At 67.8% G+C, this 21,789-nt stretch carries 13 protein-coding genes and 1 pseudogene; 6 read left to right on the forward strand and 8 right to left on the reverse strand.

Translation table 11 applies throughout. The annotated features are described in order from the left end of the window. The 7 genes from AVMA1855_RS25010 to AVMA1855_RS25040 all read right to left on the reverse strand — a co-directional run. Positions 1-2,557: calcium-binding protein (locus tag AVMA1855_RS25010; RefSeq protein ID WP_284427769.1), on the reverse strand; the 2,557-nt coding region annotated here is incomplete at its 3' end. Positions 2,558-3,191: 634 nt separating this feature from the next. Continuing rightward, a complete protein-coding gene (locus AVMA1855_RS25015; RefSeq protein ID WP_284427770.1) occupies positions 3,192-3,467 on the reverse strand; it encodes a hypothetical protein in 276 nt (91 codons plus the stop codon). Between the two features lie 745 nt (positions 3,468-4,212). Continuing rightward, on the reverse strand, positions 4,213-4,911 hold the full coding sequence (locus AVMA1855_RS25020; protein WP_284427771.1) for an SPM autocatalytic domain-containing protein: 699 nt from the start codon (positions 4,909-4,911) through the stop codon (positions 4,213-4,215). A 127-nt stretch (positions 4,912-5,038) separates the two neighbouring features. Beyond that, positions 5,039-7,108, reverse strand: a complete 2,070-nt coding sequence (gene metG, locus AVMA1855_RS25025; protein WP_284427772.1) for a methionine--tRNA ligase — start codon at positions 7,106-7,108, stop codon at positions 5,039-5,041. Positions 7,109-7,207: 99 nt separating this feature from the next. After that, complete coding sequence (locus tag AVMA1855_RS25030; protein ID WP_284427773.1) at positions 7,208-8,635, reverse strand: hypothetical protein; 1,428 nt, start codon at positions 8,633-8,635, stop codon at positions 7,208-7,210. 46 nt (positions 8,636-8,681) lie between these two features. After that, positions 8,682-9,938: a patatin-like phospholipase family protein gene (locus tag AVMA1855_RS25035; protein WP_284427774.1), complete on the reverse strand. Its 1,257-nt coding sequence runs from the start codon at positions 9,936-9,938 to the stop codon at positions 8,682-8,684. 40 nt (positions 9,939-9,978) lie between these two features. Beyond that, positions 9,979-10,560 carry a restriction endonuclease gene (locus tag AVMA1855_RS25040; RefSeq protein WP_284427781.1) on the reverse strand — a complete coding sequence of 194 codons (582 nt, stop codon included), beginning with the start codon at positions 10,558-10,560 and terminating at the stop codon, positions 9,979-9,981. A 135-nt stretch (positions 10,561-10,695) separates the two neighbouring features. Here AVMA1855_RS25040 and apbC point away from each other — a divergent pair, with 135 nt between their 5' ends. The 6 genes from apbC to AVMA1855_RS25070 all read left to right on the forward strand — a co-directional run bounded on the left by apbC (position 10,696) and on the right by AVMA1855_RS25070 (position 21,472). Further along, positions 10,696-11,787, forward strand: a complete 1,092-nt coding sequence (apbC, locus tag AVMA1855_RS25045) for an iron-sulfur cluster carrier protein ApbC (RefSeq protein ID WP_284427775.1) — start codon at positions 10,696-10,698, stop codon at positions 11,785-11,787. Between the two features lie 193 nt (positions 11,788-11,980). Beyond that, positions 11,981-13,621, forward strand: coding sequence for an OFA family MFS transporter (locus AVMA1855_RS25050; protein WP_284427776.1), 1,641 nt, complete (start codon positions 11,981-11,983; stop codon positions 13,619-13,621). A 12-nt stretch (positions 13,622-13,633) separates the two neighbouring features. Beyond that, complete coding sequence (locus AVMA1855_RS25055; RefSeq protein WP_284427777.1) at positions 13,634-15,160, forward strand: methyl-accepting chemotaxis protein; 1,527 nt, start codon at positions 13,634-13,636, stop codon at positions 15,158-15,160. Between the two features lie 108 nt (positions 15,161-15,268). After that, positions 15,269-17,614, forward strand: coding sequence for an FdhF/YdeP family oxidoreductase (locus AVMA1855_RS25060; protein ID WP_284427778.1), 2,346 nt, complete (start codon positions 15,269-15,271; stop codon positions 17,612-17,614). Then, positions 17,611-18,777 (forward strand): formate dehydrogenase accessory sulfurtransferase FdhD, encoded by a 1,167-nt coding sequence (gene fdhD / locus AVMA1855_RS25065; RefSeq protein ID WP_284427779.1) that lies wholly within the window; start codon positions 17,611-17,613, stop codon positions 18,775-18,777. Before AVMA1855_RS25060 ends, fdhD begins: the two co-directional genes overlap by 4 nt. Before the next feature lie 172 nt (positions 18,778-18,949). Next, positions 18,950-21,472, forward strand: coding sequence for an ABC transporter permease (locus AVMA1855_RS25070; RefSeq protein ID WP_284427780.1), 2,523 nt, complete (start codon positions 18,950-18,952; stop codon positions 21,470-21,472). A 37-nt stretch (positions 21,473-21,509) separates the two neighbouring features. On the opposite strand, the pseudogene AVMA1855_RS25075 reads toward AVMA1855_RS25070, so the two are convergent. Beyond that, a pseudogene (locus AVMA1855_RS25075) lies at positions 21,510-21,665 on the reverse strand (amino acid ABC transporter ATP-binding protein); the annotation flags it as partial. Between the last annotated feature and the right edge of the window lie 124 nt (positions 21,666-21,789).

Raw genomic sequence — 21,789 nt, forward strand, 5'->3', positions numbered from 1 at the left:
CGCCGCGCACGGTGTCATGGACCTGGCGCAGCCCCAGGTCAGCGGCGGTCACGCCGTCCTTGAACTGCAGCACGCCGGGCTGGCCGTCGCGAACACCGCTCTTGAACGCAATGGTGTCCTGGCCGTCACCCCGGCCGAAGCGGTAGGTGTTGGAGCCCGTGCCGCCCTCCAGCCAGTCGCTGCCTGCGCCGCCGTCGATGACATCGTCGCCCGCATCACCGTACAACCCGTCGTCGCCATCCCCGCCCAGCAGCGTGTCGTTGCCGGCGGCGCCCCACAGGTTGTCGTTGCCCGAACCGCCACGAAGAGTGTCGGCTGCGTTGGTGCCGAAGAGGGTGTCGGCCGAGGCCGTGCCCGCGAACAACTGGGCCGTGATGGTGGCAATGTCCAACGATGAGCCATCGGCGAACTGGAACCGCTGCACCGAACTGTAGGGCGAGTCGGGATCGTCGCCATAGAAGAACCCCTGGATGGTCACCTTGTCGGGCGTGCCGTTGATCGACACCTCCAGCGAATAACCGCCGTGCACGGTGTCGTGGACCTGGCGCAGCCCCAGGTCCGACGCTGTCACGCCGTCCTTGAACTGCAGCACGCCGGGTTGGCCGTCGCGAACACCGCTCTTGAACGCGATGGTGTCCTGGCCGTCGCCCCGGCCGAAGCGGTAGGTGTTGGAGCCCGTGCCGCCCTCCAGCCAGTCGCGGCCTGCGCCGCCGTCCAGCGTGTCGTCGCCCGCATCGCCATAGAGGCCGTCGTCGCCATCGCCTCCGATCATCGTGTCGTTGCCGGCACCGCCCCACAGGTTGTCGTTGCCCGAGCCGCCGTGCAACTGATCGTCGCCCGCATCCCCATGCAGAGCGTCGGCGCCCTCGCGGCCCATCAACACGTCGTTGCCGTCACCGCCGCGCAGCGTGTCATTGCCAGCGCCGCCATCCAGTTGGTCGTCACCCGCGCCCGCCGCGAAGGCATCGTCGCCCGCGCCGCCCAGATAGATATCGCTGCGTGCCGATCCTTCGGCCGCACCGGACAGGATCACGCCCAGCCCGCTCAACTCCCCGCGCAACGCATCACCGGCCGGCAGGGCCTCGACCCACTGCGACAACGTGCCCAGCCCGTCGAAGCCCACGGCGTTGAGCAGCTTGCCCTGGTAGCGGTTCAGCTCCACCAGATCGATCAGCCCCTCACGCTCGCTGCCCGCCTTGCGGGCATCCAGCAGGGCAGACAGCCCGGTGGTGTCGAAGCCGACGCCTTTTTCGTCAATGGTGAGCGCCACACTGTCCAGGTAGGGCTTGAGGCGCGTTTGCACGACCAGCGCGCCATAGACGCTTTCGCGCAGTTCTTCGTAGCTTTGGGTGAGCAGGGCGGCCTGCGGGGCGGAAAGGGTGGCCGTGTAGCGGCTGATGCCATCCGACTCGCCGCCCGAGCCGCCGCCTGGGGACGCCGCGCCGCCCCCACCGCCACCGGAGCCGGTCTGGACCGGAATCTGGAAGAACTTGGTGCCGTTGAAGACCTCCAGCACGTTCATCCGGCGCAGCAATTGGCGACCGGCTTCGCCCAGGATTTCATCCGACTGGCCCGTGCCGCCGGCCTGGGGGTTGGGCACCATCATGCCGGCCACGGAAGTCAGGTTCAGCGTTGCCGTCGTGACGTAGGTGGGGTCGTCCTCGGGCTTGTCGGCGGTGACCAAACTGCCATGGCCGTCCGATACCAAGTCATAGCTGCCAATGCCGTGGACGAGTTTTTCCGAGGTACCAGCCCAGTCGGCAAGCAATTCGTCGATCAGCGCCATCTGCGCATCCCGCGTGCCCGCTGCCGCGAACCGCCCCACGCTGTCCTGCAGGCCTTGCGCTGCATCGCCCAGCAGGCTCATCGCCTCGCGCAGATCGCGCACCCAGCCGCTGCCGCCCATCTGGGGCAAGGCACCCGCCGCCGCCGTCACCGCCGGGTCGTCGGTGAACTCGCGATAGAAGTTGTTGGAGGCCAGCAGCAGGCTGCCGGTGACCTCGGCCACACCGCTGACCCCGGTGGTGCCGTTGGTGCGGGTGAAGCTGCCGCTCAAGGGCTGGGTGTTGCCGTTGCCCAGATTCACATTGCTGGCGGTGCCCGCCACGCCGATGCGGGCGATGCCCAGGTCGGCCAGGGTGTGCAGCTCTCCGGCTTGGGAAACCCCATCCTGGTTGGCGTCCTTCCAGACGCGCAGTTGCGAATACACCGCATCGTTGGCGTCGATCACCTTGTCGCCGTTGCCATCCTCTGCCGCCAGGGCCTCGTAGCCGTTGGCATGGGTCTGCGCCCGGCCATTGCTGCCCACGGGTTTCAAGGTCTGGTCGCCGAACAGTTCGCGCCCGGAATCGATGACCCCGTTGCCGTTGCGGTCCAGTACGACGAGGCCGTCGTCGCCCGCAATCCAGCCGGTGGCGTTGCGCGTGCCGTCGCCGTCGTGGTCGAACAGGATGGGGCGGGCGGGGTCGATGCCGACGGCTTCGATGCCGTCTCCGTCCAGGTCCAGGACCAGGGGGTCGCGGGGAGTCGTCCAATTGCGGGCGTCCCGATAGCACATATTCGGGAACCTCTCAAAACTTCCGAATTTGCAAGGCTTGAACGCCGTAACTCGTGATTTGTAAGCGCGCCAAGTGGCTGAGACAGGGGTTTTGAGAGGTTCCCATTCGTGGAATCGGAGATTTTGGAATTGGGGATTCTCCAGAAATCGAAGTCTGAAATGCCCTGAGGAAAATCAGATGTAATTGGTACTTCAAAAGGATTAGAACTGGTTGGCCTATTCCCAGCATCCCAAAGGTCTTTAGATGCAGTAGCCAACAATTTAAGTGCAATACCGATACCTTTAGTCTGTGGTGTGGGTATGGCAGCTAAAAGATCACCCAATGCAGCAGCGAATCCGAGGTAGGAGCTAATTACCGCGTCCGAATTGCCAGAAGCTACTGCGCTACGATAATCGCCAATGGCAGTCGTTAAATTAACAATTGCCACTACGGGAGACGTAGCTGCGGAAGCCACGTTGAAAGGTGATCCGGCCCTAGTTAACTCCTGAACTATCCCAAGCTTTCCCGAAAAGATGCCAAATGAATTCCCACCTATTGAATCGTTGTTTCTGATAATAGGCTCTCCATTTGCGAGATTTGACACTCCATCATAAACATCTCGCACCCCACCAAATAAAGCCGCCCCATCTACGATCATTGCCATTGCGTAATCCCTTGCTGAAGATTGTTAATGAAATTCGTGAAATCAAGAACTTCGGGTGGTATATTTTCTTCAGGGAAGGAAAAGAAATTACCTCCTCCACTGGGTCTAAAAAATAAACTCTTCGATGAGCCATTGTTGAAAATTAAATTCACCTCAACAAGAGCGAATTTTCCTCTCAAAATGCGTGTATTTATTGTCTTAATTTCTCTGAAATAAATTCTATCCAATCGTTTTTTGGGGAACCTAGGTTTGACATCCATTGACATGTTTTCAGTATCTACGCAAATGTATTTTGGAGATTGTGTGGTAAAAATCATTCGTAAGATGAAGACGCTGCCGAATATAATTATCGCCAACCAAAATTCAATCATGTTCGATTTTAGAAATGCAAAAATTGCATAAAACAACATGAGCCCGAGAAGTAAAATATTCGTAATGATTAAATAATTATCTTTGAATTTAAATATAATAACTCTGGATTCATTCATAAACACCTTGAATTTAATATTAAGCCGACCAGATTCATAAAAACTGTCATGACAATGTTCTATCCCTTGCTTTGCGCGGCACCTTGCTTTTCTTTGCAGCCATATCCATTACTCCAGCTCCCTTTCATGTTGAAGCAACGTTGAGAAATCATTCAAGATTCACCTTCCTTTCCGTTTTATCGAAATCCCGATTTCAAAGCTCTGGCTGGTCAGCCTGCAAGGCTTTGAAATCGGTTCCCGCTCGCAAGGCGCCTGGATTTTCTCAACTCCGAGAGACGTTTTTGGGTCTTTTGCATGAAATCCCTTTCACGCCGGCGTCTTGATTGCTTGGAATGCTCTTCTTTCGATAGCAATTTTCAGCATAGAGCGCCAGCGACGCCGACAGCCCGCATCGCCCCAGTTCGCTGCGCAAGGCATCACCCATCGGCAGGGGGGGGCTGGACCCACCGTGACACCGCGTCACCATGACCAGCTTCCCATTGCAGGATGCCCATGCAAACAATTAATTACGTTACTTTTGAGTTTACATTCCTTCCGTTGCATCGAAACCCATTTCAAAGCCCTGTTGGCCTGCCTGCAAGGCTTTGAAATGGGCTCTCGTTTGCTTTTTGCATGAAATCCCTCTCATGCCGGCGTATCGATTGCCTGTCGCGCTCTTTTTTTGATAGCAAGTCGGCGTGGACTGCGCGGCCCCGCCGGCCAAGCTCATTGCCTCGCGCAAATCACGCACCCATCCGCTGCCGCCCATCTGGGGCAAGGCCCCGGCTGTGGCCGTGACGGCGGGGTCATCAGAGAACTCGCGGTAGAAGTTATTGGAGGCCAGCAGCAGGCTGCCGGTGACCTCGGCCACACCGCTGACCCCGGTGGTGCCGTTGGTGCGGGTGAAGCTGCCGCTCAAGGGCTGGGTGTTGCCGTTGCCCAGATTCACATTGCTGGCGGTGCCCGCCACGCCGATGCGGGCGATGCCCAGGTCGGCCAGGGTGTGCAGTTCGCCCGCCTGGGAGATTCCATCCTGGTTGGTGTCCTTCCAGATGCGCAGTTGCGAATACACCGCATCGTTGGCGTCGATCACCTTGTCGCCGTTGCCATCCTCTGCCGCCAGGGCTTCGTAGCCGTTGGCATGGGTCTGCGCCCGGCCATCGCTGCCCACGGGTTTCAAGGTCTGGTCGCCGAAGAGTTCGCGCCCGGAATCGATGACCCCGTTGCCGTTGCGGTCCAGCACGACGAAGCCGTCGTCGCCCGCAACCCAGCCGGTGGGTTGTGCGTGCCGTCGCCCCCATGGGGCTACCAGGGTTTAAGTTGGCTTCTGGGTTTCCGGCGAGTTAGATGACAGAACTGCCTGGGCCCGCTCAGCGAACGCGCATACCCGGCGTGGCGCCAGGCCAGGGTTCCAGCACGTGGATACCCGGGTGGGCCTTCTCATCACCATGGCTGGCGGCCAGCACCATGCCCTCGCTGATGCCGAACTTCATCTTGCGCGGGGCGAGGTTGGCCACCATCACGGTGAGCTTGCCGATCAGGTCGGCGGGCTGGTAGGCGCTGGCGATGCCGCTGAACACATTCCGGTGGCGGCCTTCGCCCACGTCGAGTGTCAGGCGCAGCAGCTTGGTCGAGCCTTCGACCGGCTCGCAGTTCACGATCTGCGCGATGCGCAGGTCGATCTTGGCGAAGTCGTCGATGGTGATGGTGGGTGCGATCTCCTCGCCGCCGGGCACGGTCTTTTCGGGCTCAGGCGCCGCGGGCGGCTCGAACAGGGCGTCGAGCTGCTTCACGTCCACGCGTTGCATCAGATGCTGGTAGGTGCCGATGGTGTGGCCGGCGCCCAGCAGCGTCTGCGCATCGGCAAAGGCGAGCGGCGTGACGTTCAGGAAGGCCTCGACCTGCGCGGCCAGGGCGGGCAGCACGGGCTTGAGGTAGATGGCGAGCACGCGGAAGGCCTCGATGCAGGTTGTGCACACGTCCTGCAGGCGCGCGTCCATGCCATCCTGCTTGGCCAGTTCCCAGGGCTTGTTGGCGTCCACGTACTCGTTCACGCGGTCGGCCAGCAGCATCACCTCGCGCAGGGCGCGGGCGGTGTCGCGCTTTTCGAGGGCCTCGGCGATGGTGCCGCCCTGGCCCGCCAGCGTGGCGAGCAGGGCCTGGCCGTCGCCGCTCATGGCGCCCAGCTGGCCGCCGAAACGCTTGGCGATGAAGCCGGCCGCGCGCGAGGCGATGTTGACGAACTTGCCGATCAGGTCGCTGTTGACCCGGGCCATGAAATCTTCGGGGTTGAAGTCGATGTCCTCGTTGCGGCCATTGAGCTTGGCGGCGATGTAGTAGCGCAGCCATTCGGGGTTCATCGACAGGCCCAGGTACTTGAGCGGGTCCAGGCCCGTGCCGCGGCTCTTGCTCATCTTCTCGCCGTTGTTCACGGTGAGAAAGCCGTGCACGCAGATCTTGTCAGGCGTCTTGCGGCCGCTGAACTTCAGCATGGCGGGCCAGAACAGGGTGTGGAAGGTGACGATGTCCTTGCCGATGAAGTGGTACTGCTCAAGTAGCGGGTCGGCCATGTAGGCCTCGTAGTCTTCGCCGCGCTTTTCCAGCAGGTTCTTGAGCGAGGCGAGGTAGCCCACGGGTGCGTCCAGCCACACGTAGAAGTACTTGCCCGGCGCATCGGGGATCTCGATGCCGAAGTAGGGCGCGTCGCGGCTGATGTCCCAGTCGCCCAGGCCCTCGCTGGTGCTGCCGTCCGGGTTGGTGCGCACGGTGAACCATTCCTTGACCTTGTTGGCCACCTCGGGCTGCACGTGCACGCCGTTCTGCGTCCATTCCTGCAAAAAATCGACGCAGCGCGGATCGGAGAGCTTGAAGAAGAAATGCTCCGAGCTTTTCAGCACCGGCTTGGCGCCCGACAGCGCCGAGAAGGGGTGAATCAGGTCGGTGGGTGCATAGACGGCGCCGCAGTTCTCGCAGTTGTCGCCGTACTGGTCCTTGGCGTGGCACCGGGGGCATTCGCCCTTGATGAAGCGGTCGGGCAGGAACATGTTCTTCTCGGGGTCGAAGAACTGCTCGATGGTGCGCGTCTCGATGAGGCCGTTGGCCTTGAGGTCGCGGTAGATCTGCTGGGCGAGCGCGTGGTTCTCGGGCGCGTCGGTGTTGTGCCAGTTGTCGAACGCGATGTGAAAACCGTCCAGGTAGGGCTTGCGGCCGGCGGCGATGTCGGCCACGAACTGCTGGGGCGTCTTGCCGGCCTTCTCGGCCGCGATCATGATCGGCGCGCCGTGGGCATCGTCCGCGCCCACGAAGTTCACCTGGGCGCCCTGCATTCTTTGATACCGCACCCAGATGTCGGCCTGGATGTATTCCATGATGTGGCCGATGTGGAAGTTGCCGTTGGCATACGGCAGGGCGGTGGTGACGAAGATCTTGCGTGCGGTCATCGGGTGCGGGCGTTCGGGGTGGGCCGCGAAAAACGCGGACAAGCCGCGGATTTTAGGCGCTCGCCCCGGTCCTCGCGGCCGGGGCTGCCCGCAGGGGCCTCATGGCCGCTCGCGCGGCGTCACCCGGGGCTCCAGCGGCTGCGGCCGGTACCCGGGCAGGAACCGGCACTCGCCGCCGAACGTCGCCTGCACGCCCGGGCATTGCGCGGCGATGCCCGCCGGCGTGGGGGCCGCGCCGCCGCGCACCCACTGGCCGAGCGCCGCCAGCAGCGTGGGATAGGCGGCATCGGTCAGGTAGCTGTGGGATTTGTCGGCCGTGAAGGTCTGCACCAGGTGGCCGGCCGTGCCGGCGCGCTCCATCGTGCGGCGAAAGCTGTCCTCCATCTCGACGAAGGCGGTGGGATCGTCGACGCCGTGCACGGTCAGCACCGGCACCGGGATGCGCCCGTCGGGGTCGGCGTCGCGCGCGAAGGTGGCCACGGCCTGCGGATCGGCGCGGTAGCGCTGCACGCTGCGGTTGAGCCCGGCATCGTCGCTCGAGCCGGTGTACACCGCGCCCCGGTTGCCGAAGGGGTTGGCGCCCCCGGTGCGCCGCTGCACGATGTCCTGGAAGTGCCAGGTGGCCCAGTTCAGGTGGCCGTGGATGGCGCTTTCGCGGATGCGCACGGTCTGCACGATGGTCTGGACGCGCGACTGCTGCGCGGCCGTGCGCTGCGCCGCGGGCCGGTCCAGGCCCAGGCAGCCGTCCACGCGGCGTTTCAGGTCGGCGGGTTTCAGCGTGGCATCGGGCAGCAGGCCCATCCACAGCGGGTACTGGGGTTCGGCGGGCAGCGGGTGGTTGGCGCACAGCGCCTGGTAGATCACCCGCAGGTCGAGCCGGAAGTCGTACGCCCGGCTGCCGCCGGCCAGCACGCCGCTGGTGAGCAGCACACCGTCGTAGGGGCGTTTGCCGTGGCCGTCGTCGGTGAAGAGCGATGCGCCCACGGCGGCCACGCTGGCGCCCCAGGACTGGCCGTGCAGCAGCGTCGTGCGCGGCGCGGCCACGTGCTGCACGAAGATGCGCCGCAGCCGCTCGGTGTCTTCGGCCGCGGCGTGCACCGCCACGCCGCCCTGGCGGTAGGTGGAGCTGGCCCAGGCGTAGCCGGCGCGCGGCACGACGGCCCAGCGCTCCAGGTCTTCTACCGTGCGCGACAGGCGCGGCGCGCCGAGCGTGGGGCCGCCGTGGGCGTGCAACACGAGCGTGCCGTTCCAGTCCGCGGGGATGGCGATCAGGTAGTGGGCGCCGGCCGAGTCCTGCCCGCTCAGGCAGCGCGTGGCGGCGGGCAGGCCTTTGGGGCATGGAGTGGGGGCGGGTGGGGCTTCGGCCCCGGCAGGCAGCGCCGCAGCAGGAGCGCCAGCCGCCGCCTTCGGGCCGGCCGGTGGATGCGTGCAGCCGGCGGTCAGCGCGGCGATCGCGGCCGCCGCCAGGCCGGTGCGGGCCGTGCGGGCGATGGCCGATGGGAAGTGGGGGCGGGGCGCGAAGGGCATCGGTTGGCTCCGATAGGAGGGGTGACTCCGGGCTGGGTGTGCGGGCTCAAGCGGCAGGCGCCCGCACCGCGTTGCCCGCGTCGGCCCAGCCGAAGAATCGGCAGATCTCGCTGCGGCGCGCCAGGGCGTCCGCCCGGCCGAGGGCCATGAGTTCGCGCGTGTAGCCGGCCTCGAACAGCAGGTAGCTGGCCAGCGCGGCGCCGCGCACGTCCTGCATGTTGGAGGTCACGCCCAGGCCGCCCAGCAGCGTGCGGATGGGGCGGGGCAGCTCGCCCACGTAGCGGGCGGCCACCGCATCCAGGCGCTGCGAAGGCGCGATCACCAGCAGTTCCAGCGGGCGCAAGGGGCTGTGCGCGCGCACTTCGGGCGGGATGAGGGACAGCGTCTGGTTGATGCGCTGGGCGCGTTCCACATCCACCGACAGGGCGTCCAGGAAGATGTTGGACAGCGTGTGCCCGGCGATCTGCGCGAGCGACGGGTAGGCCGGCGCATCGCTGTGCAGCGCCTCGCCCGCCGGTTCGTGCATGCGGCCCGCGCCCACCACCAGGATGCGTTCGGCGCCCAGATGGATGGCCGGCGCGATCGGGGCGGACTGCCGCATCGATCCGTCGCCGAAGTATTCGGTGTGGCCGTCGATGCCCAGCGCCGTGGCGGGAAAGACGAACGGAATGGCCGACGACGCCAGCAGGTGGTCGTGCGTGATGCGGTCGCGCGTGGCCTTGCGCTGCGAGCGCACCCAGGGCTGCTGCGCCTGCGCGGCCTCGAAGAAGGTCACGTGCTCGCCCGAGCTGTAGCTGGAGGCGGTGATGGCCAGCGCCTGCAGGTGCCCCTGGCGGATCAGCCGGGGCAGCCGCACCAGCGGCACCAGTTGCGTGAGCAGGCCGGTGAGCGGCGAGTTGTCCAGCAGCGAGCGCGGCCGCATGCGCCGCCAGCGCGCCAGCAGCCAGCCCAGCGACATCAGGGTGAGCCAGCCCGCGCCGCTGCGCATCACGCTCAGCGAATCGGCCCGGTACACCTGTTGCGCATGGAAATTGCGCCACACGCGGGCGATGCGGCGCACGGCCCGGTCGAACTGGTCCGCCCCGCAGGCGAGGGCGGCCGCGTTGATGGCGCCGGCCGAGGTGCCGGTGATGATCGGAAACGGGTTGGGTTCGCGCCCCGCGCCGCACGCCATGCGCAGGTCGGAGATCGCCTCCAGCACCCCCACCTGGTAGGCCGCGCGGGCACCGCCGCCGGTCAGCACCAGGCCGATGGGGCGGGGCGAGACGGGTTTGGCGGCGGGGGCAGCGGCGGAAGAGGGCATGGCGGGCCTCGGCGGATCGGTGGTCGTACCCGGCGTTGGATCACCGGGCGGTTGCGGTGCGGGGTGCCTTCAGCAGCAGGGTGGCCAGGGCCTCCCCCTCCATCAGCGTGATGGCGTGCTCGCGGGCATAGCCGCGGGCGTTGTCGCTCACCGTGCCCTGCATCGCGATGTAGGTGCTGGCCGGCACGTCCTGCGCCCGGGCGGCCGCCTGCAGGTCGCGCAGCGGCTCGATGCCATGGGTGGCGGCCTTCCAGCGGCGTGCGCTCACCAGAGCCGTCTGGCCCGCTTTCTCCAGGTGGAAATCGGCCTGCAGGCCGGTGAGGCGGCGCACCGCGTAGCCCTCGGCCTGCCAGGCGCGCTCCAGCGCATCCGCAAAGGTGCGCCAGGGCATCTCCGCCGCCTGCCCCAGCACGGCCTGCACCCGCGCGCTGCTGGGCGCGCGCCACTGGCGCCAGGCGGCCAGGCAGCCCACGCCGAAGATCGGCAGGGCGCCCACCGCGGCGTACGGGGCGATGTGCGAGGGCAGCAGGGCACCGCACACCAGCGCGATCAGACCGGCCACCGACCAACTGATCCACCAGGGCGAACGCAGCAGGATCGCGAACAGGGAGTTGGGGGCCATCTTGAATTTCACGGGAATCCTTGTGCTGAACGGGTGGGCATGCGGTGGGCGGGCGCGGCAACCGTGCATTGTCCTCGGCCCTGCGGGGTTGGAAGATCAGGGAATAGACTACCGGCCCCTCAAGGAGTTATTGGCATGGCAGTCACAGAACAGGCGCTGTTGGCGGCGCTCGCGAGCGTAAGCGATCCGCACACCGGCAAGGATTTCGTCAGTGCGCGGGCGGTGCGCAACGTGCGCATCGCCGGTGGCGACGTGGCGTTCGACGTCGAGCTGGGCTACCCGGCCAAGAGCCTGGTGCCCGAACTGGAACGCCAGTTGACCGCCGCGGCCAAGACCGTCGCCGGCGTGGAGCAGGTGGCGGTGCGCATCACCAGCCAGGTCGTCGCCCATGCGGTGCAGCGCGGCGTGCAGTTGCTGCCGCAGGTCAAGAACATCATCGCCGTGGCCTCCGGCAAGGGCGGCGTGGGCAAGAGCACCACCGCCGCAAATCTGGCCCTGGCGCTCGCGGCCGAGGGCGCCAGCGTCGGCGTGCTGGATGCCGACATCTACGGCCCCAGCCAGCCCATGATGCTCGGCATCGAGGGCAAGCCCGAAAGCGCCGACGGCAAGACCATGGAGCCGATGCGCAACCACGGCGTGCAGGTGATGTCGATCGGGTTCCTGATCGATGCCGACCAGGCCATGATCTGGCGCGGCCCCATGGCCACCCAGGCGCTGGAGCAGTTGCTGCGGCAAACCAACTGGAAGGACCTGGACTATCTCATCGTGGACATGCCGCCCGGCACCGGCGACATCCAGCTCACGCTGAGCCAGCGCGTGCCCATCACCGGCGCGGTGATCGTCACCACGCCGCAGGACATCGCGCTGCTGGATGCCAAGAAGGGCATCAAGATGTTCGAGAAGGTGGGCGTGCCCATCCTCGGCATCGTCGAGAACATGGCGGTGCACGTGTGCAGCCAGTGCGGTCACGCCGAGCACATCTTCGGCGAGGGCGGCGGCCAGCGCATGGCGGCCGAATACGGCATGGCCTACCTGGGCGCGCTGCCGCTGGACATGCAGATCCGCCTGCAGGCCGACACCGGCACCCCCACCGTGGTGGCCGATCCCGACGGCGAGGTGGCCCGCATCTACAAGAAGATGGCGCGCGACGTGGCGGTCAAGGTGGCGCAGCAGGCCAAGGACTTCTCGTCGAAATTTCCCACCATCTCCATCAGCAAGACCACCTGAGGCGGCCGCTGCCGCACGACCGGCGGCTTCGCCTGCACTGCTGTCCTTTCTGCTTCCTGACAGCGCGGAAAAACATGTCGCGTTGTGTGCAATGTGTCTTGACGTAGCTCAAGCAATGCGCTGACACTGGTTCGAGAGCCCGTGCCAGGGTGGCGCGCGGACGTCGAGAAAGAGCACAGCAGAGAGGAGTGGCATGTCATCCACACAACCCGGTTTTCTGGACAAGGAACGCATCATTGCCGGCCCCGGCTTCAACCGGTGGCTCGTTCCTCCGGCGGCCTTGGCGATCCACCTTTGCATCGGCATGGCTTACGGGTTCTCCGTGTTCTGGCTGCCGCTGTCCAAGGCCCTCTCCACGGCGGGCACCGGCGCTGCCTGCCCCAAGGAAATGAGCTTCTTCGCGGAGCTGTTCGCCTCCGGCTGCGACTGGCGCGTGGCCACGCTGGGCTGGATGTACACCCTGTTTTTCGTGTTCCTGGGCTGCTCTGCCGCCATCTGGGGCGGCTGGCTGGAACGCGCCGGTCCGCGCAAGGCGGGTGTCGTGTCCGCGGTGTGCTGGTGCGGCGGCATGCTGCTGTCGGCGCTGGGCATCCACCTGCACCAGTTCTGGCTGATGATCCTCGGCTCGGGCGTCATCGGTGGGATCGGCCTGGGGCTGGGCTACATCTCGCCGGTGTCCACGCTCATCAAATGGTTTCCCGACCGGCGGGGCATGGCGACCGGCATGGCCATCATGGGCTTCGGCGGCGGCGCGATGATCGGCTCCCCCCTCGCGGTGGACCTGATGAAGCGGTTTTCCACCCCCACCGACGTGGGCGTGATGCAGACCTTCGTGGTGATGGCGCTCCTGTACTTCGTCTTCATGATGGCCGGCGCCCTGGGCTACCGCGTGCCCGCCACGGGCTGGAAGCCGGCCGGCTGGACCCCGCCGCCGCCCAGCGCCAACACCATGATCACGCAGCGCCACGTGCATGTGAAGCGCGTGTGGGGCATTCCGCAGTTCTGGCTGGTGTGGGTCGTGCTGTGCATGAACGTGAGCGCGGGCATCGGCGTGATCGGCATGGCCTCGCCCATGCTGCAGGAGGTGTTCGGCGGCGCGCTCATCGGTGTGCCGCAGAAATTCGGCGAACTCGACAAGGCGCAGCTGGCGGCCATCGCCGCCGTGGCCGGCGGCTTCACTGCGCTGCTGTCGCTGTTCAACATCGGCGGCCGGTTCTTCTGGGCCAGCCTGTCGGACAAGCTGGGCCGCAAGATGACCTACGTGGTGTTCTTCGTGCTGGGCGGCCTGCTGTACGCCAGCATTCCCAGCTCGGCCGGGGCCGGCAGCAAGCTGCTGTTCGTGGGGGCGTTCTGCATCATCCTGTCGATGTACGGCGGCGGTTTCGCCACGGTGCCGGCGTACCTGGCCGATCTGTTCGGCACGCAGTTCGTGGGCGCCATCCACGGCCGCCTGCTCACCGCCTGGGCCACCGCGGGCATCCTGGGCCCGGTGGTCGTCAACTACATGCGCGAATACCAGCTGGGCCTGGGCCTGCCGCGCGAGCAGGTCTACAACCAGACCATGTACATCCTGGTGGGCATGCTGGTCATCGGCCTGATCGCCAACCTGCTGGTGCGCCCGCTGGCCGACAAGTGGTTCATGACCGATGAAGAGCTGGCGCACGAGAAAAAGCTCGCGCACGAGAAATCGCTGGCGACCGAGGTGGGCTCGGGCACCGGCGCCGGCAGCACCACCAACCCGGTGCTGGTGGCATTCGCCTGGGCTGCGGTGGGCATTCCCTTGGTCTGGGGCATCTACAAGACCCTGGTGAGCGCGGCCAAGTTCTTCCAGTAAGGGCCGGGCACCATGGTGCTGCCAGGCTCCCTTCACCGGCGGATCAACGCCGCCGCGGCACGGTTCGCCGCCGAGCACACGGGCCGCTTCACGCTCGAGCCACCGCAGGGTGGCGCCGCTCAGGCGCCGCTGCTGCGTTGCGCCGGGCGCCTGCTGAACGGCGACTTCTCGGTGGCCGACCGCTTCACCGCGCAGACCGGCGTGCGCGCCACCGTGTTCGCCCGGCAGGGCAACGACTTCGTCCGCGTCGCCACTTCGGTGCGCAAGCAGGACGGCGAGCGCGCGGTGGGCACGTTGCTCGACCGCTCCCACCCGGCCTATGCCAACCTGCTGGCGGGGCGCGGCTATGCCGGCTACGCCACGGTGTTCGGCCGGCAGAACATGACCCGTTACGATCCGGTGCGCGATGCGTCCGGCCACGTGGTGGGCGTGCTCTACGTGGGCCTGGATGTCAGCGAGATTCCCGCTTTGAACCTGGCGGGCCGGCTGGCCCTGCTGGTGCTGGCGGTGCAGTACGCGCTGTGGGCGCTGGCCTGGCTGGTGCTGGCGCCACTGCCTGCCAGTTGGGTAGCGGTGGTGGCGGGCCTGCCGCTGCTGGCAGCGGCGGCGATCTACGGCATGGTGCAGCGCGGCATTGCCCGGCCGGTGGCGCAGGGGCGCGCGGCGGCGCAGCGCATCGCCGCCGGCGACCTCACCACCCAGATGCATGTGGCCCGGCGCGACGAGGTGGGGCAGATGCTGCAGGCCATCAACGGCATCGGCGTGGGGCTGGCCGGACTGGTGGGCAACGTGCGGCGGGGCGCGGACGGGCTGCGCCTGTCCACCAGCGAGATCGCGGCCGGCAACGGCGATCTGGCCACGCGCACCGAGCAGCAGGCCGGCGAAGTCAACAGCGCCGCCTCGGCGCTGGAGCAGCTCACGGCCACGGTGGGGCAGAACGCCGAGCACGCCCGGCGCGTCAACGGGCTCATGGGCGCGGTGTCGCAGGCGGCCGGGCAAAGCGGCGCTGCGGTGGACCGGGTGGTCGCCACCATGGGCGACATCCGCGAAGGGGCGCACCGCATCCGCGACATCATCGGCATCATCGATGGCATCGCTTTCCAGACGAACATCCTGGCGCTGAACGCCGCGGTCGAGGCCGCCCGCGCGGGCGAGCAGGGCCGGGGCTTTGCGGTGGTGGCGGGCGAGGTGCGGGCGCTGGCCCAGCGCTCGGGTGACGCCGCGCGGGAGATCCGCGGCCTCATCGCCGCATCGGTCGAGCGGGTGGACGCGGGGGGCGGCCTGGTGGACGATGCGCGCCAGTCCATGCAGGGCATTGCCCACTCGATCGCCGAGGTCACGCACCTGATCGAAGGCATTGCTGCAGCGAGCGGCCAGCAAAGCAGCGGCATCGACGGCATCCACCAGAGCGTCGCCCGGATCGAGCAGATGACCCAGCAGAATGCGGCGCTGGTGGAGGAGGCCGCGGCCGCCGCCCTGCGCATGCGCGAGCAGGCCGCGGCCCTGGCCGACGCTGCGGCCACCTTCAAAACGCCCTAGCATGGTGGCCGCTGCGGAACGCCGCGCGCGCGGCGGTGTCCAACCCGGTCGCTCCCTCGGGAGCCCACCCCTTTCGCCGTTCGTTTCGCCGATGAGCAGGAGACCACGATGACCGACAAGAAAATCGAGTTCTACAAAGGCCCGGCCGGCGGCTGGGGCGCGCTGCGCTCCGTCGGCCGCGCGCTGCAGTACCAGGACATTCCCCTCAAGGGGGCCAAGACCCTGTTGTCGGCCAACCAGCCCGACGGGTTCGACTGCCCCGGCTGCGCCTGGCCCGACCGCAACCATGCCTCCACCTTCGAGTTCTGCGAGAACGGCGCCAAGGCCGTGGCGGCCGAAGCCACCGCCCGCCGCGCGGGGCCGGAGCTTTTCGCCCGGCATTCGGTGGCCGCCCTGGCCGAGCAGAGCGACTTCTGGCTGGAAGACCAGGGCCGGCTCACCCACCCCATGGTGTACGACGCGGCCAGCGACCACTACGTGCCCATTGCCTGGGACGATGCCTTCGCGCTCATCGCCCGGCACCTGAACGCGCTGCCCAGCCCGAACGAGGCCATCTTCTACACCTCGGGCCGCGCCAGCAACGAGGCCGCCTTCCTGTACCAGTTGTTCGTGCGCGAATACGGCACCAACAATTTTCCCGACTGCTCCAACATGTGCCACGAGCCCAGCGGCAGCGCCATGCGCCCGCAGATCGGCGTGGGCAAGGGCACGGTCACGCTGCAGGACTTCGAGGAGGCCGACGCCATCTTCATCTTCGGGCAGAACCCCGGCACCAACCACCCGCGCATGCTGGGCGAGCTGCGCGCGGCCCACAAGCGCGGCGCGCAGATCGTGAGCTTCAACCCGCTGCGCGAACGCGGCCTGGAGCGCTTTCAGGACCCGCAGAGCAAGATGGAAATGGCCACGCTGGGCTCGACACCCATCAGCACGCATTACTTCCAGCTGCGCGTGGGGGGCGATCTGGCCCTGGTCAAGGGGATGATGAAGCACCTGATCGAGATCGAGGACCGCGACGGCGGCGTGCTCGACCATGCCTTCATCGCCGAGCACACCACCGGCATCGACGGCCTGCTGGCCGACCTGCGCGCCGAATCGTGGCCTTTGCTCGAAGAGGAGTCCGGCCTGCCCGAGGCGCAGATCCGCGCCGCGGCCGAGGTGTACCGCAATGCCCAGCGCGTGATCGCCTGCTGGGGCATGGGCATCACCCAGCACATGCACTCGGTGGCCACCATCCAGATGATCGTCAACTGGCTGCTGCTGCGCGGCAACATCGGCCGGCCCGGCGCGGGCCCGTGCCCCGTGCGCGGCCACAGCAACGTGCAGGGCGACCGCACCATGGGCATCTGGGAAAAGCCCCCGGCCGCGCTGCTGGACAAGCTGCAGGAGGTGTTCGGCTTCGAGCCCCCGCGCGAGCCCGGCGTCGACACCGTGGAAGCCATCCAGGCCATGCTGGACGGCAAGGGGCGCGTGTTCTTCGCCCTGGGGGGCAACTTCGCCGCCGCCACGCCCGATACCTATGAGACCTGGAAGGCGCTGCGCCGCTGCGACCTGACGGTGCACGTGACCACCAAGCTCAACCGCAGCCACATCGTGCACGGGCGCGAGGCGCTCATCCTGCCGTGCCTGGGCCGCACCGAGATCGACATGCAGGCCGGCGGCCCGCAGGGCGTGACGGTGGAGGACTCGATGAGCATGGTGCACCTGTCCATGGGTATCAATCCGCCGGCCTCGGACCAGCTGCTGTCCGAGCCCGCCATCGTCGCGCGGCTGGCCGCGGCCACGATCGGCGGGCGCAGCCGCACCCCGTGGCTGTGGCTCATCGAGGACTACGCCCGCATCCGCGACAAGATCGAAGCCGTGTTCGCCGACTTCAAGGACTTCAACCAGCGCGTGGCCGTGCCCGGGGGCTTTCGGCTGCGCAACACCGCCAGCGAGCGTGTCTGGGCCACGGCCGGCCGCAAGGCCAGCTTCGTCGCCCACCCCGTGCCGGTGGACACGCCTTCGCACCAGGCCCGCGCGCTGCGGCGCGACACCGTCGTGTTCACGCTGCTCACCACGCGCTCGCACGACCAGTACAACACCACCATCTACGGCCACGACGACCGCTACCGCGGCGTGTTCGGGCAGCGGCGCGTGGTGTTCATCCACGAGGAGGACATTCGGTCCCTCGGTCTGAAGGACGGCGACTGGGTGGACATCCAGACCGTGTGGAGCGACGGCCAGGAGCGCCGTGCCGACCGCTTCAAGCTCGTGGCCTACGACATTCCGCGCGGCAACCTCGCTGCCTATTACCCCGAGACCAATCCGCTCGTGCCCCTGTCGTCGGTGGCGCTGAACGCGGGCACGCCGACCTCCAAGTCGATCCCCGTGGTGCTGGTGCCGCATGCGGCCGGGGCGGCAGAAGCTGCAGACACGGGTGCCGCCGCGGAACCTGCGGCCGTGGCGGCCATTTGACGCCGCCCGTGCCGGTGGGCCACGACGGCGGGCTCTCGCCCGCGCTGCTGTCGGCGCTGGCCGAACTGGACGATCCGCAGGGCGTCTCCATGCCGCGCCTGGCCAAGCACCTGGGGTTGCCCGGCAGCGCCGTGCTGCGCGGCCTGCACCTGCTGAGCGGCGCGGCCGTGGGCGGCCAGCCGGGCCCCGGCTGGGTGCGCGTGGCGCAGGACGACAGCCGCTGGCTGGCCTGGCTGACCGATGCGGGGCGCCAGCAACTCGCGAGCATGCGAGGGGCGCAAGAATCTTCCGGCCCCGAGGGCCTGGACGACGAAGGCCGCCCCCTGCCCACGCCGCTGGCCACCCGCAGCGTGCAGCGCCATCCCTGCCCGCCGGGTGCTGTGCCTGCGGCTTGGGAGGACGACGCGGTGGCCGCCGAAGTACCGGTGGCCCTGGTGTTCAACGGCCTCTCGCACGCCGTGATGATGGCCACGCCCGCCGACCTGCATGCCTTCGCCCTCGGCTTCGCCCTGAGCGAGGGGATCATCGACCAGCCGGGCGACTGCCACGGCATCGAGGTGCATGCGCTGGAGGCGCCCGCCGGGGTCCCGCCCGGTACGGCCACCGCGTGCGAGGTGCGGGTGGACATCACGGCACGCTGCTTCGCGCGCTTGAAAGACAAGCGCCGCTCGCTCGCGGGCCGCACGGGTTGCGGCGTGTGCGGCATCGACAGCCTGCAGGCGCTGGACCTGGTGCCCGAACGCGTCACCGAGCGCGCCTGGGCCGGTGCGCTGCCTGCCGACGCGATATTGCGCGCCGTGGCCGCCATGCCCGCGCAGCAGTCGCTCAATGCCGCGGCCGGCGCCGTCCATGCCGCCGGCTGGGCCACGCCAGGCGGCGAGCTGACCGACCTGCTCGAAGACGTGGGCCGCCACAACGCCCTCGACAAGCTCATCGGCCAGTTGGCCGCGCAGGGCCGGCTGGGGGAGGACGGCTTCGTCGTCATGTCCAGCCGCGCCAGCTACGAACTGGTGCGCAAGTGCGCCCGGCTCGACATTCCCCTGCTGGCCGCCGTGTCGGCCCCGACCTCGCTGGCCATCGATTTGGCGCAGCAGGCCGGCATCACGCTGTGGGGGCTGTGCCGCCCGCCGCGGGCGGTGCGGTACGGGGGCGCGGACGGGTAGGGCGAAGGGGAGTCATGGCGCCAGTCGACAGCTACCGGTTTGGCAAGCTACCAGCCTTGCACTGTCGAAGGTCTTGGTCAAATCCACCCTGGGTGCCGCGAAACTCCAAATCCCCTCGCCCTGAGCCCCTTCCCACCCGAAGCCCAACCCATTTGCGCTAACGTCGCTCCCCATGAATCTGTCCTTCTTCCGAATTGGCTGGCGCACGCTGTGGCGCGATCTGCGGGCTGGCGAATTGCGCCTTCTCATCGTGGCGGTCACGCTGGCCGTGGCGGCCCTCACCTCGGTGGGGTTCTTTGCCGATCGGCTGCAGGGCGGGTTGCAGCGCGATGCGCTGCAGCTGCTGGGCGGCGATGTGGTGGTGGCCAGCGACAACCCCACGCCGGCGGCGTTCGTCGAACGGGCGAAGGCCGCGGGCCTGTCCACGGTCACGACGCTGGGCTTTCCCACCATGGGCCGCGCGAGCGATGCGCAGGGCGGCGCCAGCCGGCTGGTGGCGCTCAAAAGCGTGGAGCCGGGCTACCCGCTGCGTGGCAGCCTGCAGGTGGCGGATGCGCCCGGTGCACCCGCGCGGGCCACGCGCGACATTCCGGCGCCTGGCGAGGTGTGGGTGGATGCGCCGGTGCTGGGCTCGCTGGGCCTGCAGATGGGCGATTCGCTGCTGCTGGGCGACGCGCAGTTGCGCATTGCCCGCATCATCGCCATCGAGCCCGACCGGGGCGCGGGCTTCATGAGCTTTGCGCCGCGCGTCATGGTCAATGCGCTGGACCTGCCCGCCACCGGGCTGGTGCAGCCGGCCAGCCGGCTCACCTACCGCTTCGCCGTGGCGGGCGAGGCGCGGGCGGTCCAGCAGTTCGGCGATTGGGCGGCCGAGGCGGTGAAGGCCCCCGAGGTGCACGGTGTGCGCGTGGAGTCGCTGGACAGCGGCCGCCCCGAGATGCGCCAGACGCTGGACCGGGCGCAGAAATTCCTCAACCTCGTGGCGCTGCTCGCGGCGCTGCTGTCGGCGGTGGCCGTGGCGCTGGCGGCGCGCGGCTTTGCCAATGAGCACCTCGATGCCGCCGCGCTGCTGCGCGTGCTGGGCCAGAGCCAGCGCACCATCGCTGGGGGCTATGTGGTCGAGTTCGCGCTGATCGGGCTGTTCGCCAGCGCGCTGGGCGTGCTGCTGGGCTACGCCGTGCACCACGTGTTCGTGCTGCTGCTGGAGGGGCTGGTGGAAACGGCGCTGCCCGCGCCCAGCCTGTGGCCGGTGGCGTTCGGCCTCGGGATGGGCCTCACGCTGATGTTCGCCTTCGGGCTGCCGCCGGTGCTGCAGCTGTCGCAGGTGCCGCCGCTGCGCGTGATCCGGCGCGACCTGGGCGGCCTGAAACCCGCCTCGCTGGCGGTGCTGGGCGTGGGCGTGGCCGGGTTCGCCGCGCTGCTGCTGGCGGTCAGCAGCGACCTGAAGCTGGGACTGATCGCCGTGGGCGGTTTCGCGGGGGCGGTGCTGCTGTTTGCCGGACTGGCCTGGGGCGCGGTGAAGCTGCTGCGCCGCAGCGTGAACGAGGCCACGGCCCCGCGCTGGCTGGTGCTGGCCACGCGGCAGATCTCGGCCCGGCCGGTGTATGCGGTGGTGCAGGTCAGCAGCCTCGCAGTGGGGCTGCTGGCGCTGGTGCTGCTGGTGCTGCTGCGCACCGACCTTGTCGAAAGCTGGCAGCGCTCCACCCCGGCCGATGCGCCCAACCGCTTCGTGATCAACGTCATGCCCGACCAGTCGGAGGCTTTTCAGAAAGCGCTGCGCGATGGCGGCGTGGCGCAGTACGACTGGTACCCCATGATCCGCGGCCGGCTGGTGGCCATCAACGGGCGTGAGGTGGGCCCGGCCGACTACACCGACGACCGCGCCAAGCGCCTGGTGGACCGCGAGTTCAACCTGTCGAACGCCGAGCAGGCGCCCACCCACAACCCGGTGGTGGCCGGCCGATGGACGCCGGGCGAGAAGGATGCGGTGAGCGTGGAGGACGGCATCGCCGAGACGCTGGGCCTGAAGCTCGGCGACACGCTGCGCTTCGACATCGGCGGGGTGGTCAGCGAGGCGCGCATCACCAGCCTGCGCAAGGTGGACTGGGGCTCGCTGCGCGCCAACTTCTTCGTGATGTACACGGTGGGCCAGCTGCCGCCCGAACTGCCGGTGACCTACTTGGCGGCCTACCGCGCGCCGGCCACGCCGGGCTTCGACAACACGCTGGTGCGGGCGTTTCCCAACATCACCAACGTGGACATGAGCGCCACGCTGGCCCAGGTGCAGGGCGTGCTCGCGCAGGTGATCCGCGCGGTGGAGTTCCTCTTCGGCTTCACGCTGGCCGCGGGGCTGGTGGTGTTGTTCGCCGCCGTGACGGCCACGCGCGAGGAGCGGGCGCGCGAGTTCGCCATCATGCGGGCCGTGGGCGCGCGCGCCAGCCTGCTGCGCCAGGTGCAGCGGGCCGAACTGGCCGGCGTGGGGCTGCTGGCGGGCTTTCTCGCCAGCGTGGTGGCGGTGGCGGTGGGCTGGGCGCTGGCGCGCTACGTGTTCGACTTCGCCTGGACGGCCACGCCCTGGGTGCCGATCATCGGCGCACTGGCCGGGGCCGTGCTGGCGCTGGCCGCGGGCTGGTGGGGCCTGCGCGATGTGCTGCGCCGCCCGGTGGTGGAGACGCTGCGCCGCGCGGCGGAGTAGCGCAAAAGAGCCTGAACAGCGCAGCGCAGCGGCGCCGCTATGCCGCCCGCGCGAACGGCGTGCGGATGTCCGACAGGAACTGCTGCGCTCGCGGGTGCTGCGGGCGGCCGAAGAAGTCGGCCGGCGTGGCGCGCTCCAGCACGCGGCCTTCGTCCATGAAGAGCACGCGGTCGGCCACTTCGCGGGCAAAACCCTGACCCGTCCTGAATGAGGTTGACACCTTTCTGTTCATCAGAAAGGAAAGTCAAGTGGATCAATGGGTTAAGAGAACGCAGAAGGACTACACACTGGCCTTTAAGCTGGCGGTGGTGGATCAG

The organism is Acidovorax sp. SUPP1855 (assembly GCF_030158955.1).
In the GTDB taxonomy this organism is placed as follows: domain Bacteria; phylum Pseudomonadota; class Gammaproteobacteria; order Burkholderiales; family Burkholderiaceae_C; genus Paracidovorax.